At 57.5% G+C, this 13,373-nt stretch carries 12 protein-coding genes and 1 pseudogene; 10 read left to right on the forward strand and 3 right to left on the reverse strand.

Annotation, left to right across the window (positions count from 1 at the left end; genetic code table 11):
- The 9 genes and pseudogenes from AC5S16_RS03545 to AC5S16_RS03585 all read left to right on the forward strand — a co-directional run.
- Positions 1-315 (forward strand): annotated as a pseudogene (locus AC5S16_RS03545) (TetR/AcrR family transcriptional regulator); the annotation flags it as partial.
- 32 nt (positions 316-347) lie between these two features.
- A complete protein-coding gene (locus tag AC5S16_RS03550; protein WP_493928647.1) occupies positions 348-779 on the forward strand; it encodes a BlaI/MecI/CopY family transcriptional regulator in 432 nt (143 codons plus the stop codon).
- Positions 776-2,797: a M56 family metallopeptidase gene (locus AC5S16_RS03555; protein ID WP_493928648.1), complete on the forward strand. Its 2,022-nt coding sequence runs from the start codon at positions 776-778 to the stop codon at positions 2,795-2,797. Before AC5S16_RS03550 ends, AC5S16_RS03555 begins: the two co-directional genes overlap by 4 nt.
- Positions 2,794-3,585 (forward strand): hypothetical protein, encoded by a 792-nt coding sequence (locus tag AC5S16_RS03560; RefSeq protein ID WP_493928649.1) that lies wholly within the window; start codon positions 2,794-2,796, stop codon positions 3,583-3,585. Before AC5S16_RS03555 ends, AC5S16_RS03560 begins: the two co-directional genes overlap by 4 nt.
- A 75-nt stretch (positions 3,586-3,660) precedes the next feature.
- Positions 3,661-4,989, forward strand: coding sequence for an acetamidase/formamidase family protein (locus tag AC5S16_RS03565; RefSeq protein WP_493928650.1), 1,329 nt, complete (start codon positions 3,661-3,663; stop codon positions 4,987-4,989).
- Between the two features lie 57 nt (positions 4,990-5,046).
- Positions 5,047-7,479: a penicillin acylase family protein gene (locus AC5S16_RS03570; RefSeq protein WP_493928651.1), complete on the forward strand. Its 2,433-nt coding sequence runs from the start codon at positions 5,047-5,049 to the stop codon at positions 7,477-7,479.
- Positions 7,476-9,251 (forward strand): putative glycosyltransferase family protein, encoded by a 1,776-nt coding sequence (locus AC5S16_RS03575; protein WP_493928652.1) that lies wholly within the window; start codon positions 7,476-7,478, stop codon positions 9,249-9,251. The genes AC5S16_RS03570 and AC5S16_RS03575 overlap by 4 nt, the downstream gene beginning before the upstream one ends.
- 5 nt (positions 9,252-9,256) lie before the next feature.
- Complete coding sequence (locus AC5S16_RS03580; protein WP_493929189.1) at positions 9,257-10,153, forward strand: polyprenyl synthetase family protein; 897 nt, start codon at positions 9,257-9,259, stop codon at positions 10,151-10,153.
- 83 nt (positions 10,154-10,236) lie between these two features.
- Positions 10,237-10,575, forward strand: a complete 339-nt coding sequence (locus tag AC5S16_RS03585; RefSeq protein ID WP_493928653.1) for a metal-sulfur cluster assembly factor — start codon at positions 10,237-10,239, stop codon at positions 10,573-10,575.
- On the opposite strand, the gene AC5S16_RS03590 is transcribed toward AC5S16_RS03585, so the two are convergent.
- Together AC5S16_RS03590 and AC5S16_RS03595 are read right to left on the reverse strand one after the other, a co-directional pair.
- Positions 10,565-10,885: a hypothetical protein gene (locus AC5S16_RS03590; protein WP_493928654.1), complete on the reverse strand. Its 321-nt coding sequence runs from the start codon at positions 10,883-10,885 to the stop codon at positions 10,565-10,567. The genes AC5S16_RS03585 and AC5S16_RS03590 overlap by 11 nt on opposite strands.
- A 76-nt stretch (positions 10,886-10,961) precedes the next feature.
- Entirely contained in the window at positions 10,962-11,273 is a 312-nt protein-coding gene (locus AC5S16_RS03595) for a hypothetical protein (RefSeq protein WP_493928655.1), read from the reverse strand.
- Positions 11,274-11,385: 112 nt separating this feature from the next.
- Here AC5S16_RS03595 and AC5S16_RS03600 point away from each other — a divergent pair, with 112 nt between their 5' ends.
- Positions 11,386-11,742: a VOC family protein gene (locus tag AC5S16_RS03600; protein ID WP_493928656.1), complete on the forward strand. Its 357-nt coding sequence runs from the start codon at positions 11,386-11,388 to the stop codon at positions 11,740-11,742.
- On the opposite strand, the gene bshC is transcribed toward AC5S16_RS03600, so the two are convergent.
- Positions 11,733-13,340 carry a bacillithiol biosynthesis cysteine-adding enzyme BshC gene (gene bshC / locus AC5S16_RS03605; protein ID WP_493928657.1) on the reverse strand — a complete coding sequence of 536 codons (1,608 nt, stop codon included), beginning with the start codon at positions 13,338-13,340 and terminating at the stop codon, positions 11,733-11,735. The genes AC5S16_RS03600 and bshC overlap by 10 nt on opposite strands.
- Positions 13,341-13,373: the final 33 nt, after the last annotated feature.

Consider the following 13,373-nt stretch of genomic DNA (forward strand, 5'->3'; position numbering starts at 1 on the left):
GCCCTGCGCGCCATTGCCCTGGGCGTCTGCGACTATCTCGCCGAAACCACAGGCTGTCCCAGCCAGTTGGTGAAGATGCCCCTGGAAGGCTCCATCATCCCGGTGGTAGAAAGCATATTCCGGGAAGGCGCTGACAATCACGCGATGCTACCTGGAGCCGATCCCGAACTGCTGGCAACGACGGCCGCCTGGGCTATCTTCGGTGCTGCACGACGGTGGTACCAGACACCAGGCCGCATCCCCGCTGAGGAGATGGCTGCCAGGATTGAAACGATGGTCAAGCCGATCTTTCTTAGCGCTTCACAGCCCGCATAGATTTCGGAAAATAAAATCTACGAAGATTTTCGTTGACAACTACGAAATCGTTCGTATACAGTCCAACCATCATGAAGTTCAACCAGCGCACCCTACCGAAACCCACTGAAACAGAACTCGAGCTCCTCCGTGTTCTCTGGGAGAAAGGCCCCGCCACGGTTCGCGAGCTGCACGAAACTGTCAATAAGCAGCGCCCCGTCGGATACACATCGGTTTTGAAGATTCTCCAGATCATGACCGAGAAGGGCCTGGTCGAGCGCGAAGAGGCGGGCAAGGCCCACATTTACCACCCCGCTGCCAGCCAGAAAGACACGCAGAACCAGCTGCTTCGCGATTTGAGCGAGCGGCTTTTTTCCGGCTCAGCTGCTCAACTCGCCATGCACGCGCTTACCATGGAGCAGACCAGCGCCGAAGAACTTGAAGAAATCCGAAAACTGATCGAGCAGAAGAGGCAAAAACGATGACACATCATTGGGAAGCCCTGGGATGGACTCTGATTCACTTCTGCTGGCAGGCCGCTGCCATTGCTCTGGTCTACAGGCTTGCCGACGCCGCGCTCGCAAAAAACCGCGCCAGCCTGCGTTACGTGCTTGCACTGCTCGCGCTGCTGGGTATGATGGCCGCTTCCCTGGCAACGCTTGCCTATGAAGAAGCCGCGCACCGTCTGACCGTGCCGCCAGCCAATGGCGCTCATATCACGAATGCTCCGGAAACCCCTCACGAGGCACAGACCGGGCCGCTTTCCTTTGCCACCGTCGGCATATCTGCTGCGCCGCGTCAGGCCACGCGCTTCTTCACCGATGACGTCATGCCATATCTTGATGCCTTCTGGCTGGCCGGAGTTCTCTGCCTCTCCTTCCGCACGATTGGCGGATGGTGGCTCATTCGCCGCCTGCGCCACAGTGCGCTGCAGAAGGCTCCGCACACTCTGCGCATTCATCTCGACGGCATGCGCATCCGCATGGGGATTCCGCGCTTCGTCGATCTCCGGCTCTCAAGCCGCATCGCCAGCCCGCTCACTGTCGGCAGCATCCGTCCACTGGTCCTGCTGCCTATGACCGCGCTCACCGGACTCAGCCCGGAGCAGCTTGAAGTCGTCCTCGCACATGAGCTCGCGCACATCCGCCGCGCTGACTACTTCTGGAACATCCTGCAGACCATCATCGAAACGCTCTTCTTCTTCCATCCCGCCGTCTGGTGGGTCAGCCGCCAGATACGCGAGCAGCGCGAGCTGTGCTGCGATGACATTGCCCTTGAGGTTTGCAGCGATCCGGCGGTCTACGCCTCCGCTCTGCTGCGCCTTGAAGAGGAGCGGAAGAGCCATCTGCACTTCGCTATGGCGCTTGACGGCAACCAGTCCCGCACCAGCCTGCGCTCCCGCATCCTGCGCATTCTCGGCGATACAGAGGAGCAGCCGCGCAACCTGAAACCGCTCTCGCTTGCCGCGATGCTCGCAACACTGGTTCTGTTCCTCTGCCCGCTGCCGCAGGTCTTTGCCAGCTTCAAACAGGCGCCAAAAGTCTCCAAACAGATTGTTCGCTCAGTAAAACACGCCGCGCATCCGGCAATAAAGATACTGAAGCCCGCGCCGAAACCGGCTGCAGTTCCAGCACCCGCGCCAGCGGCCGCCGCTCAACCTGCACCAACACCTGCTCCAGCGTCGCCTGAAGCTCCTGTAAACATTGCCAGCATCACCAGCTCCAACGGCGCAACCATTGAATTCGATCAGGATGCAAGCAACCACTCTGCATCGCGCAGCAGGGGTGACTACATCGACCAGATGCACGCCGCCGGATACGACGTAGATCTCGACAAATATGTCGCGATGAAGGTACAGGGCATCACTCCCGAATACGTCCAGCAGATGATCAAGGCCACAGGACACAAGCCTGACGCGGATGAGCTGATTGCCATGAAAGTCCAGGGCATCACTCCTGATTATGTTTCGCAGATGCGCTCCGCCGGGTACGATGCCGACCTTGGCAAATACATCGCGATGAAGGTGCAGGGCATTACGCCGGAATATGCCGATGCGATGGCAAAGGCAGGATTAGGCAAGCCCAGTCTGGATGACCTGATCGCCATGAAAGTTCAGGGAGTATCGCCGGATTTCGCGCAGAAGCTGCATGCCGATGGAATTGAAGTCTCCAGCTTCCACGACCTGATCAACTACCGCATCTTCAATGTCTCTCCGGAATTCATCTCCGGCATGAAAGCGGCGGGCTTCGGCTCCATCCCGCAGAAGAAGCTCCTTGATATGCGCATCCAGGGCGTATCCCCTGACTACGCCAAAGAAGTAAAGGCGCAGTTCCCCGATGCAACTCCTGATGACCTTATCCAGATGCGAATCTTTCACATCGATGGTGATTTCATTGCATCCGCCAAGCGTCACGGCTTTACACCGTTGACAGTGCAAAAGCTGGTAAAGCTGCGCATCTCCGGCATCCTCAACGACGATGAGGCAAAGGACGACAACCAATGAAAGCTCTTCATGTTGTTCTCATCCTCTCGCTGACAACCGCCGGCACAGCTCTTTATGCTGACGATGTGCTGCAGCCGCTGCATGAAAAATGCAGCATCGCCCCGGCCACCGAAGCAGGCCGCGTGGAATTCAAGCTCGAGAGCAATGCATGCGATGACAGCGGACGCCATTGCCATTCGCACAACGACAATGAAATGCCGTTGAGCAATTTCACGAACTTCTCACTCTCAGATCTCAAGAATGATGGCGCACACGTCGATGCCGTCATCGCTGCCGAAGCCGGCAAGCTCACCTGCTCCGGCACTGTTCATGATCTTACGCTCAATGGCGAAGCCACTTTCGTACCCAATCCCGCATTCGTAGAACACATGCGGCAGATGGGCTTCACCGGATACACCTCAGAAAAACTCGAAGCCTATACGCTCTTCCACATAGAGACCGCCTGGATTCAGTCGCTGCAATCCGCCGGTATCTCCGGCATGGATGCCGACAACCTCATCGCCCTGCGCATCTTCAAGGTCGATGCGCCCTTCGCCAAAGGCCTGGCCGATCTCGGATACCCGAATCTTCCCGCCGACAAGCTCATCGCCTTCAAAATCCACGGCGTCAATCCCGAAGACGTAAAGCAATACCGCGCCATGGGCTATCAGCCCAGTGCCGACGAGCTGATCCAGATGCGCATCTTCAAGGTCACGCCCGATTTCATCCAGCGCATGCAGTCTCGCGGCTTCAACAATCTCACCATCAGCAAGCTGGTTCAGATTCGTATCTTCAAGTTAGCGGATTGAAGATTTGGATTGTGGATCGTTCCAATATCTTCATATATTTCCAATCAGTAAGAATTCGGCATATCAGGACTTCGCATGAAACACAAGTTTGTCCTTGGCTGCTTCCTTGCCTTTTCGGCCGCTGCAACACTGGCTTCTCAAACAGTCGAGTCAAAACCGGGGCTTGCCGGCCGCTGGGTTCTGACGGCAAATTACTATGGCACCCCGACGTATATAACCCTGGACCTTGAGCAGCAGGGCGAGAAGCTTACAGGCAAATTCGGAAGACGCAAGCTTGAAGGCACAGCAAAAGAAAGTGCGTTTCACTTTACGACAAAAAATGAAGAAGGCGACATAGAGGAGGTCAACGGCACGATGCAGGATGGGAAGCTCTCCGGCACAGTGAAAGAAACGGATGCCGACGATCCTTCCCATCCTGAGCAGTACGAATTTACAGGAATACTGACTCCCGCAAGGCCAACAAGGCCACCGCAACGGCACGAGTTCACGCCCACGGTTTTTTATCGGCAGTTCTCTCCTTTAAATAAGCCAGTGCTGACAATCGCTCCCGGCGACACAGTTCACACAACAACTGTGGATGCGGGCGGTAACGATGCAAATGGCGTAAGACGCGTGATGGGAGGAAACCCACAGACCGGCCCCTTCTACATTGAAACGGCATTGCCGGGCGACACTCTCGTCGTTCACCTCGTTCGCCTGCGCCTCAATCGCGATTGGGCTGAGAGCGATGACGCTATTGTTGACAGGGGTCTGGACGGCGATCTTGCCGTAAAGATGAAAGACGGGGGTAAGTCAGTCCGCTGGAATCTTGATCTGGCAAAGGGGGTTGCGACTTCGGGAAAGCCGGGAGAGCATCTAGCGCGTTATTCTGTTCCCCTGCGTCCGATGCTGGGGTGTATTGCAGTAGCGCCAGCTCCGGCGCAGGCCGCTCCGGGCACCGGAGATTCAGGCGGCTGGGGCGGCAATATGGATTTCAACGAAATTGCCGAAGGAGCAACAGTCTATCTGCCAGTGAGAAATCCAGGCGCTCTGCTCTATGTGGGTGATGGACACGCCGCACAGGGCGATGGAGAGCTTAACGGTAACGCGCTGGAAACCTCAATGGACGTAGAGTTCACCGTAGATGTAATTCATGAAAAGCGTATTCCATCGGTGCGAGTGGAATCGCCGACATATTTCATTGCCATGGGGCTTTCTGGATCACTTGATGATGCTTTTCGCGAAGCTACTTCAAATATGGCCCAGTGGCTGGAAGAGGATTACAAGTTGACGCCTTCGGAGATCGCGCAGGTTATCGGGACTTCTGCAGAATACAAGGTGAGCGAAGTGGCGGACCGCAATGCAGGCATTGTGCTTAAAATCAGCAAAGAACGCCTGCAAGCACTTACTCCTTCAGCAAAGTAACCGATCACAGACTCCTGTAAGCAAACCACCCCTTGCCGATGAGACAATGTCTTCGACATGACTCTTGGAAGAAGCGTGCGTGTAGAAGTAGAAAAACGCAGTAATCCTATCCTGCGTTTGTTTGCTGGTTTTGTATTGCTTGTCATCGTGGCTGCCGTACTCGGAGTCCTTGGTGGAGCATGGTGGCTCAAGCACTCGATGCGCACTTCCCTGCCGCAGCTTGACGGCAGCATTCGTGTGTCCGGATTGTCCGCGCCCGTGAACGTGCGCCGTGATCAGCATGGTGTTCCGCACATCGAAGCCGCCACACTCGACGACCTCCTGGAAGCGCAGGGCTACATCACCGCGCAGGACCGTCTCTGGCAGATGGACATGGCCCGCCGCATGGCTGCCGGCGAGGTGGCCGAACTCCTTGGTAGCAAGCTCGTCGATCACGACCGCGTGCAGCGCGTCCTGCAGATGCGCGCCACCGCCGAGCGCATGGCCGCCAGCCTGCCTGAGCGCGACCGCCGCTACTTTGAGGACTACGCGCGCGGCGTCAACGCATTCATCGACAGCCATCGCGACCACCTGCCCGCTGAATTCCGCCTGCTGATGTACAAGCCTCGCGCATGGCAGCCTGTCGATTCCATCCTCATCGGCTTGAGCATGGTGCAGATTCTCGATGAGCACTGGCCAAGCAAACTTGAGCGCGAAAAAGTGGAAGCGCGTCTCGGGCCCACGCTCGCCAAAGATCTCTATCCAACAGGCTCATGGCGCGACCATCCGCCTACAGTCACGCCGCCCGATCTTACAGCGCCGCAGCCCCCCATCCCCGATGTACCGCTCGATGAAACGCAGACCTCGCTGCACGATCTGCTGCATCTGCGTGAACTGACGAACGACACGCAGGATGTATGCCGCGAGTGCCTTCCCGGATCGAATGAGTGGGCCATTTCCGGCGCGCACACCGCCAGCGGAAAGCCTCTCCTCTCAAACGACATGCACCTCAGCCACGGAATCCCGGATACCTGGTATGAGGTTGACCTCAAGTCCGGAACTTTCCACGCCGCCGGTGTCGCCGTTGCCGGAATGCCCTTTATCACCGCGGGGCATAACGATCACATTGCCTGGGGATATACCGCGCTCTACGGCGATACGCAGGACATCTATGTAGAAAAAACTAACGGGCAGGGCGAATACCTCGGCCCCAACGGATGGCATCCCTTCGAGCACGCCACGGAAACCATTCACGTGCGCGGCGGCAAGGATGAGACCATCGACATCGAGCGCACCGACCACGGCCCCGTGCTCAACCCGCTTCTTCCAAGCGAGAAGCGCACGTTGTCGCTGCGCTGGTCGGCATATGATCCGAAAACCGGAGGCATCCCACTCTTCGACCTCAACAGTGCCGCGAACTGGGAGGCATTCCGCCAGGCGCTGAGCAACTGGTGGGCGCCCACGCTCAACGTTATCTATTCCGATGACCAGGGCCACATCGGCTATCAGGGAGTCGGCTTCATCCCCAACCGCCCCATGGGCCTCAGCGGCGTTCCTATTTCCGATACAACTCATGAGTGGCAAGGCTTCGTTCCCTTCGCGCAGATGCCCAGCACACTCGATCCCGCCAACGGTGTTCTGGCGACGGCAAATGCACGCGTCACTCCGGACAACTACCCCTTCCAGCTCACGCTTGAATGGGCCAGCCCTTATCGCAATGAGCGCATCTGGAAATGGCTCGCAGGCAAAGAGAAGCTCACGCCTGCCGACATGATCAAATTGCAGACCGACGTTTATTCAGAACTCGATCAGGAATTCGCGCAGCGCTTTGCCTACGCCATCGATCACTCCAGCAAAGCAGACGCGCACCTGCGCCAGGCCGCCGACCTGATGCGCTCCTGGGATGGAGAGGTCGCCATCGATTCCACTCCGGCAGCAATTGTAGCTGGAGCCAAGCATGTCTTCTGGCAGATGCTGCTCGAACCAAAGCTCGGAGATGACTGGAAGCTCTATCAATGGGCCGAAAGCGCCTTCGCGCAGGAAGAGATCATCATGCACGCGCCTGCGCAGTGGCTTCCGAAAGAGTACGCAACGTGGGATGACTTCCTGACTGCCTGCGTCGCGCGCGGCCTCAAGGAAGACCATGCGCCCGAGGACTTAAGCAAGTGGCGCTACGGCTATGCGCATCCCGTAGAGATTGTGCATCCACTCTACAACCTGCTGCCGTGGTTCAAGAACTGGACCGGCACGGGAGTGCAGCCGCAATCCGGTGACACCAGCACCGTCAAGCAGGTCAGCCGCATCTTCGGGCCATCGCAGCGCTTCACCATCGACTGGAGCAATATCGACAGCGCAACAGAAAACATCGTGATGGGAGAATCCGGCGACCCGCTCAGCCCGTACTATCGCGACCAGTGGAACTACTGGTATAGCGGCACTACGTTCACGCTCGCCTTTACTGACGCTGCTGTGACTGTTGCGACTTCCCATACTCTGCGGCTGTTGCCGTGAAGGTTTCCTTCCGCTTCCCGCATACTTTATCGAGCAACGCCACGCGGCATCACCGCCGGCGTTCGCTCATGCTCGCCTGTGCTGCCATCGCCGTGCTCCCGCTCGCATGGCGCGGTACTTCGTGCGGACATGACTTCGATTTCCATCTGCAATCGTGGCTCGAAACAGCGCAGCACTGGCGCGAAGGCATTCTCTATCCGCATTGGGACACATCCGCAAACTATGGAGCAGGCGAGCCGCGCTTCGTCTTCTATCCCCCGGCAACGTGGCTGCTTGGAGCATTGCTCGGCACACTGCTTCCCTGGTCATGGACGCCGGTCGCGTTTACCCTGCTCGCCTTTCTCGCCTGCGGCCTTAGCTTCTACAAAATGGCGTGCGAGTGGATGCCGGAAGACGCCGCCTCTGTCGCGGCCTGCGTCTATCTGCTCAATCCATACCTGCTGTTCGTGGCCTACGAACGCACAGCCTACGGAGAATTGCTCTCCGCCATATGGCTGCCTCTGCTCGTCCTCTATGCATTGCGCAGCCAACATAGCCTGCTTCCGCTTTCACTCATCATTGCTGCGCTATGGCTGACGAACGCGCCATCTGCCGTGATGGGCTGCTACCTGCTCGCGCTTATTGTTCTCATTGCCTCAATCAGAGAAGGCATGGGTGCCCCAGGTTCGCGGAGCGAAGCGCAGCTAACCTGGGTTCAACTCATTCTTCGCGCCGCAGGCGCCGTCGCTCTCGGTATGGGACTCGCAGCCTTCTACATCGTGCCCGCAACCTACGAACAGCGATGGGTGGAAATCTCGCGCGCCATCGCACCGGGCATGCGCATCGAGGATAGCTTCCTCTTCGGACACACCGGCGAAGCATTTCACGACCATGTGCTGCGCACAGCTTCCTGGATCGCCGTTGTCATGTTCATTACCACCGCCATCGCCGCATGGCGCGCGCGTGGAAGAACCATCCTGTGGCCAGCGATGACCGCAACCACTCTCGTCATCCTCTTCCTGCTCTTTCCCTGGAGCAGCTTCGTCTGGCAGCACACACCTGAACTTAAGTTCCTGCAATTTCCCTGGCGCTGGCTGCTGGTTTCAGGCATCGCCCTGGCCGCGCTCATCGGGCTTGCTTTGCGCGGCAGCTTCCACGAAGCCAAAACGCGAAGAACCATCCTGACGCGCGCCATAAGCATGCTGGCACTGGCAGCCATCATGGCATCGCTCGCGGCATTGCATTTCTGGCAGCCCTGCGATGACGAAGATAACATCGCCGCGCAGAGAGCCACCTTCCACAGCAACGGATTCGAGGGCACCGATGAATACACCGCTGGCAACGCGGATAACGGAGACATCCAGCAACAGTTGCCGCTAGTGCGCGTACTCAATTCTCCCGATGCGAACGAGGCAGACAGCTCCGTAGCAGAAAACCCCGAGTGGCAGCCCGATCCGGACGACACCACCACAGCAAAGATTGAAATCCATTCCTGGAAAACCGAAGGCAAACAGATTGCGATCAACACACCGACTGCTGCCTGGGCAGTTCTCAAGCTGGCCGACTACCCTGCATGGCGCGTCGTCATCAACGGAACAATCAGCACCGCACGCCCGCATCGCGACGATGGCCTGATGACCATTCCACTCGAGCCGGGCAGTTCCGTCATCACCATTCGCTACGCTGCCACACCCGATGTAAAGCTGGGCCGCGTCATCTCGCTTCTTGCGCTTTGCATCCTCATCGCGCTCTGGCTGCAAACGAAGAGACGGCGAAATCATCAGGTATCATGAAGAAGATGCAAGCCGAAGTAAAAGACCTGCTCACAGCAGGCCAGGAACTCGCTGACGCCGCGCTCGAACGCCTTCTGCCTCCCGAGACGCAAGTCCCTTTTTCCATTCATAAAGCCATGCGGCACAGCACCTTTGCTGGCGGCAAACGCTTGCGTCCCGTGCTTGTCATGGAATCTGCGCGCATGATTCGCGGCGACGGCAATCTTCCGGACGGAGTGGAAGAGCTTGGCGCCGCCATCGAGATGCTGCACACCTACTCGCTTATCCATGACGATCTGCCCGCGCTCGACAACGACGACCTGCGCCGCGGCAAGCCGACCAGCCACGTCGTCTTCGGTGAAGCGATCGCCATTCTCGCCGGTGATGCTCTGCAGACGCGCGCCTATGAAGTTCTCGCGAACCTGCGCTGCCCCGCTCCATACACGGTCGAAATCATCCGCCTCATCGCAAACGCCACTGGTACGGTCGAAGGCATGATCGGCGGACAGGTGCTCGACCTGGAAGGCGAGCATACTAAACCCACAGCGGCATCGGTTGACGCCATCCATCGCGCAAAAACCGGCGCGCTCATCCGCGTCAGCGTCGTGAGCGGCGGCGTCTACGCTGGAGCGACTCCAGACGACGCAGCGCGCCTCACTGAATTCGGCCGCAAAGCCGGACTCGCCTTCCAGATCATCGACGATATTCTCGACGTAACCCAGGATTCAGCCCAGCTCGGCAAAACCGCCGGCAAAGATCTCGCCAGCGACAAAGCTACGTGGCCGGCAGTTTTCGGAATTGAAGCCTCGCGCAAGCAGGCCAATGAGCTGATAGCCGAAGCATTCGCACAGCTCGCACCTTATGGATCAGCGGCAGACGGGCTGAAATCAGTCGCTCAATATCTGGTCGACCGCACTCACTAGATTTTGAATTGTCATCCTGAGCGAAGCGCGGAGCGCGTAGTCGAAGGACCTGCAGTTCGGGATTTAAGCTGAAAGAAGAACCAATGGCACTCACCCAACAAGAAGTCCTCACTGCCCTGCGCGACGTATTCGACCCTGAGATCCCGCTGAACATCGTGGACCTTGGCCTCGTCTACCGCGTAGCCGTTACACTCGATCCCGACGCTCCGGGAATGATCCCCAAGCATAAGGTCGAAGTGGACATGTCCATGACCTCGCCCGGTTGTCCCATGCATGGAATGATCATGGACAACGTGCGCAACCGCCTCGCCTGCATGCAGGAAGTCGGCGAAACGCAGGTGAATCTTGTATGGGAACCCACCTGGAGCCCGGAGCGCATCAGCCAGACCGGGCGCAGGCAACTGGGAATGGTCAGCCGATAGAGCCGCGCAGCTTGCTTCCCTGCTTCGCAACCTCGTTCACAAAATCTTCCACGTGCACCAGAAAATCCTGTCCCTTGCGCAGATAAACCGGCAGGCTGTCCCACAACTCTTTGGCCGCTTCCGGACGCTCGAGCAATCCAACGGTAGCGCCGGTCGCAACAACAGCAAGCGCTGCCTTCCGCCGTCCGGCAAGAAACAGGCATGCACCCGCCACAAGCGAACCGGCCGCAACCGTGCGCTGCCAGGAAAACTCAGTCAACCGCTCAGGAACACTGTCCTGAATCTCATGGGAAAGCTTGGTCAAACCCATCGTATCTCCTAATTCCAGGTAAGATGCGGGTGCCCCAGGTTCCCCTTCGCTTCACTCAGGGGAACCTGGGTTCTTTCTATTCCAGATCAAAATCACGCAGAGGCTTGCCCGTATCGGGACTCTCTTTCGCCTTGCGCAACGCCTCTGCAAATTTCTTTTCCAGCAGGTCGTTCTTGTTCTTCTCTGCGTCCACAGCCTGGCGGAAGATGCTCTCCTTGCGCTCATCCTGCTCGCGCATCGCCTTCGCCGCAGTCTCAAAGTCTTCGAAGGTCTTCTTTCGCGGAGCAGGCGTATGGGCAATCACCGCGTGCGTCTCAGGATCGATCTTGAGAATCGCTCCACAATCCGGGCACGACACTTCAAACGGAGCTTGTGCTTTCGACGCCATATCTTAGAAATTGTAGGCCAGCGAGGCGAGCTTATGCCAGCTTCGTTCGACAATTCGACAAAAAAGCATCCTCGAATCATGGCATAATACCGAAACTCCTTAAGGAGGCCGCATGATCTTCGGAGCTCATTTTGTTATTTACAGCAAGAATGTCGAAGCAGACCGCTTGTTCTTCCGCGACACTTTAGGACTGCCATCCGTCGATGCAGGTCATAACTGGCTCATATTCGCTCTGCCACCTGCTGAAAGCGCCTTTCATCCCCACGACCGAAATGATGTACATGAGCTTTATCTCATGTGTAATGATCTCGAAGTCGAAATGGAGAATTTAAGGAAGAAGAATGTTGTTTGCACATCCGTGCAGGAAGAGCGATGGGGTTCTCTCACATATTTCACACTTCCCGGAGGTGGGAAGATCGGACTCTACCAGCCTAAACATCCAACTGCTATACCACAGCATCAGAGATAAATCCCCTTGTGCCCCGGACACTCCTGCGCTGCATTCTCCACCAGCAAATCCACCAACCCGTCGCCGTAGCGCGAAAGAAAATACGCCGCGCCCACTGTTCGCTCCTGCAGATGACGGTCCGGATAAATCCCCAGATAAATTGCGTCAAGATGCCGCCGCAGACTCGCATCTTTCTGCAATTGAAAATTCGCCGCAAGGCGCCGCAGGCGGTTCATCTGATACCGCATCTTCGAAGCCGCCACATCCGCCGATCGCCCCAGGCCCGCATCGAGCGCATGCATCCACTCCGTAAGCGGCTTCAGCTCTTCATCGAGCGCATTGCCCACTGCCGCCAGCTTCTTCTTTCCTTCTACGGGCATGGACCGCGCTCCAATGCGCTGCGCCAGCTCATCCGGCTGTGAAGCCAGAACATCGTGCAGTGAAATCTCATGCTGTGCCATCACATCGGCAACAGCGGGCTCAATCAACGTAGCGCTCAGGCGCGGAAGTACAGGCGTCGTCCGCCCCAGGATCTTCTCGTAGACCACCTGCGACTGCGCGAAATAAGCAATCTCAGCCGGCCCTCCGATATACGCCGAAGTCGGCAGAATGAAATCCTGAAATACAGACCGCAGCAGCGCATTGGGACTCAACCGCTCAGGCTCTGCTTTAAGAATTTCCAACAACACATTCGTGCTGTATGTTTTCTTGCCTGCAATCCATTCGCCGTTTTTGCGCTTGAGCGGAAGCCTCGCTCCGGTCTCCGCATCGATCACGAAAAGCAGACTGCTCTGCGGCCCCACCAGCACTTGCGAGTGGTAGCCCGCCGCTGCCAGCTCCTTGTCTCGCGCGCTTAGCGCAGCATGCAACTCCTCAGCATGAGTGATGGCCTTGCTCAATACCGGAGCGCCCAGCGCATGAAATTCGCGCCGCGAAGCATCGATCACAACCAACCCGTGCGCAGCGAAGACGCGAGAAAGCAAACGTCCAATTGCCTGCGCGAACGTTGCATCGGGCGTATAACAACGCTCCAGCTCATCAAAAAACGGCCCAACGCCCAGCAGCTCGACTGCCTCGTCCAGAACGCCACGAATGCCTTCGCCCAGCTTCAGGCCGCCGACCGGAGCATGCTGCGACGCCGATTCTTCCCCAAGCGCGAGCTTCAACGTCCTGAGTTCATGGCGTGAGGGCAGCGCCACATGATCGGCTTCTTCAAGATCGTGGTCTTCCGTTGCCAGCCAGAAAATCGGAACGTGCTCGTGGCCTGCCGCCGACGCATCCAACGCCTTGCGGATCGCCGTTGCTGCCTTCAGCAAAGTAAACAGCGGGCCGCCAAAGAGTGTCACCTGCTGCCCGGTAACAACAGCGCTGGCTCCATTCCTTAACCGTTCAATATTTTCAAAAACTTTTTCACCCGCGTCGAAAGCACGGTTCTGCTCCATCAGAAGATCGGCAACAGCGGCACGCACCGCTGGATCAATCTGTCCGTGCTGCCGGGCCCATTCCTGCGAGTAAGGACTCTGCTTGTAAAAAGGAAGCGCCGCATGGCTCTGCGCGTAGTCGATAAAGAGTCGCGAGAGATGCGGTAAAACCGTGATTGGAAAACACTCAGTCTGCAATCTTTCGTTCTCCAAAAGCATACGGGATCCCGT

The sequence above is a fragment of the Acidobacterium sp. FHG110202_01 genome (assembly GCF_059115305.1).

Coding starts and splice junctions, on each gene's coding strand:
- AC5S16_RS03555 (WP_493928648.1), top strand. CDS start 776: ATGACACATCATTGGGAAGCCCTGGGATGGACTCTGATTCACTTCTGC.
- AC5S16_RS03560 (WP_493928649.1), top strand. CDS start 2,794: ATGAAAGCTCTTCATGTTGTTCTCATCCTCTCGCTGACAACCGCCGGC.
- AC5S16_RS03565 (WP_493928650.1), top strand. CDS start 3,661: ATGAAACACAAGTTTGTCCTTGGCTGCTTCCTTGCCTTTTCGGCCGCT.
- AC5S16_RS03570 (WP_493928651.1), top strand. CDS start 5,047: ATGACTCTTGGAAGAAGCGTGCGTGTAGAAGTAGAAAAACGCAGTAAT.
- AC5S16_RS03580 (WP_493929189.1), top strand. CDS start 9,257: ATGCAAGCCGAAGTAAAAGACCTGCTCACAGCAGGCCAGGAACTCGCT.
- AC5S16_RS03585 (WP_493928653.1), top strand. CDS start 10,237: ATGGCACTCACCCAACAAGAAGTCCTCACTGCCCTGCGCGACGTATTC.
- AC5S16_RS03590 (WP_493928654.1), bottom strand. CDS start 10,885: ATGGGTTTGACCAAGCTTTCCCATGAGATTCAGGACAGTGTTCCTGAG.
- AC5S16_RS03595 (WP_493928655.1), bottom strand. CDS start 11,273: ATGGCGTCGAAAGCACAAGCTCCGTTTGAAGTGTCGTGCCCGGATTGT.
- AC5S16_RS03600 (WP_493928656.1), top strand. CDS start 11,386: ATGATCTTCGGAGCTCATTTTGTTATTTACAGCAAGAATGTCGAAGCA.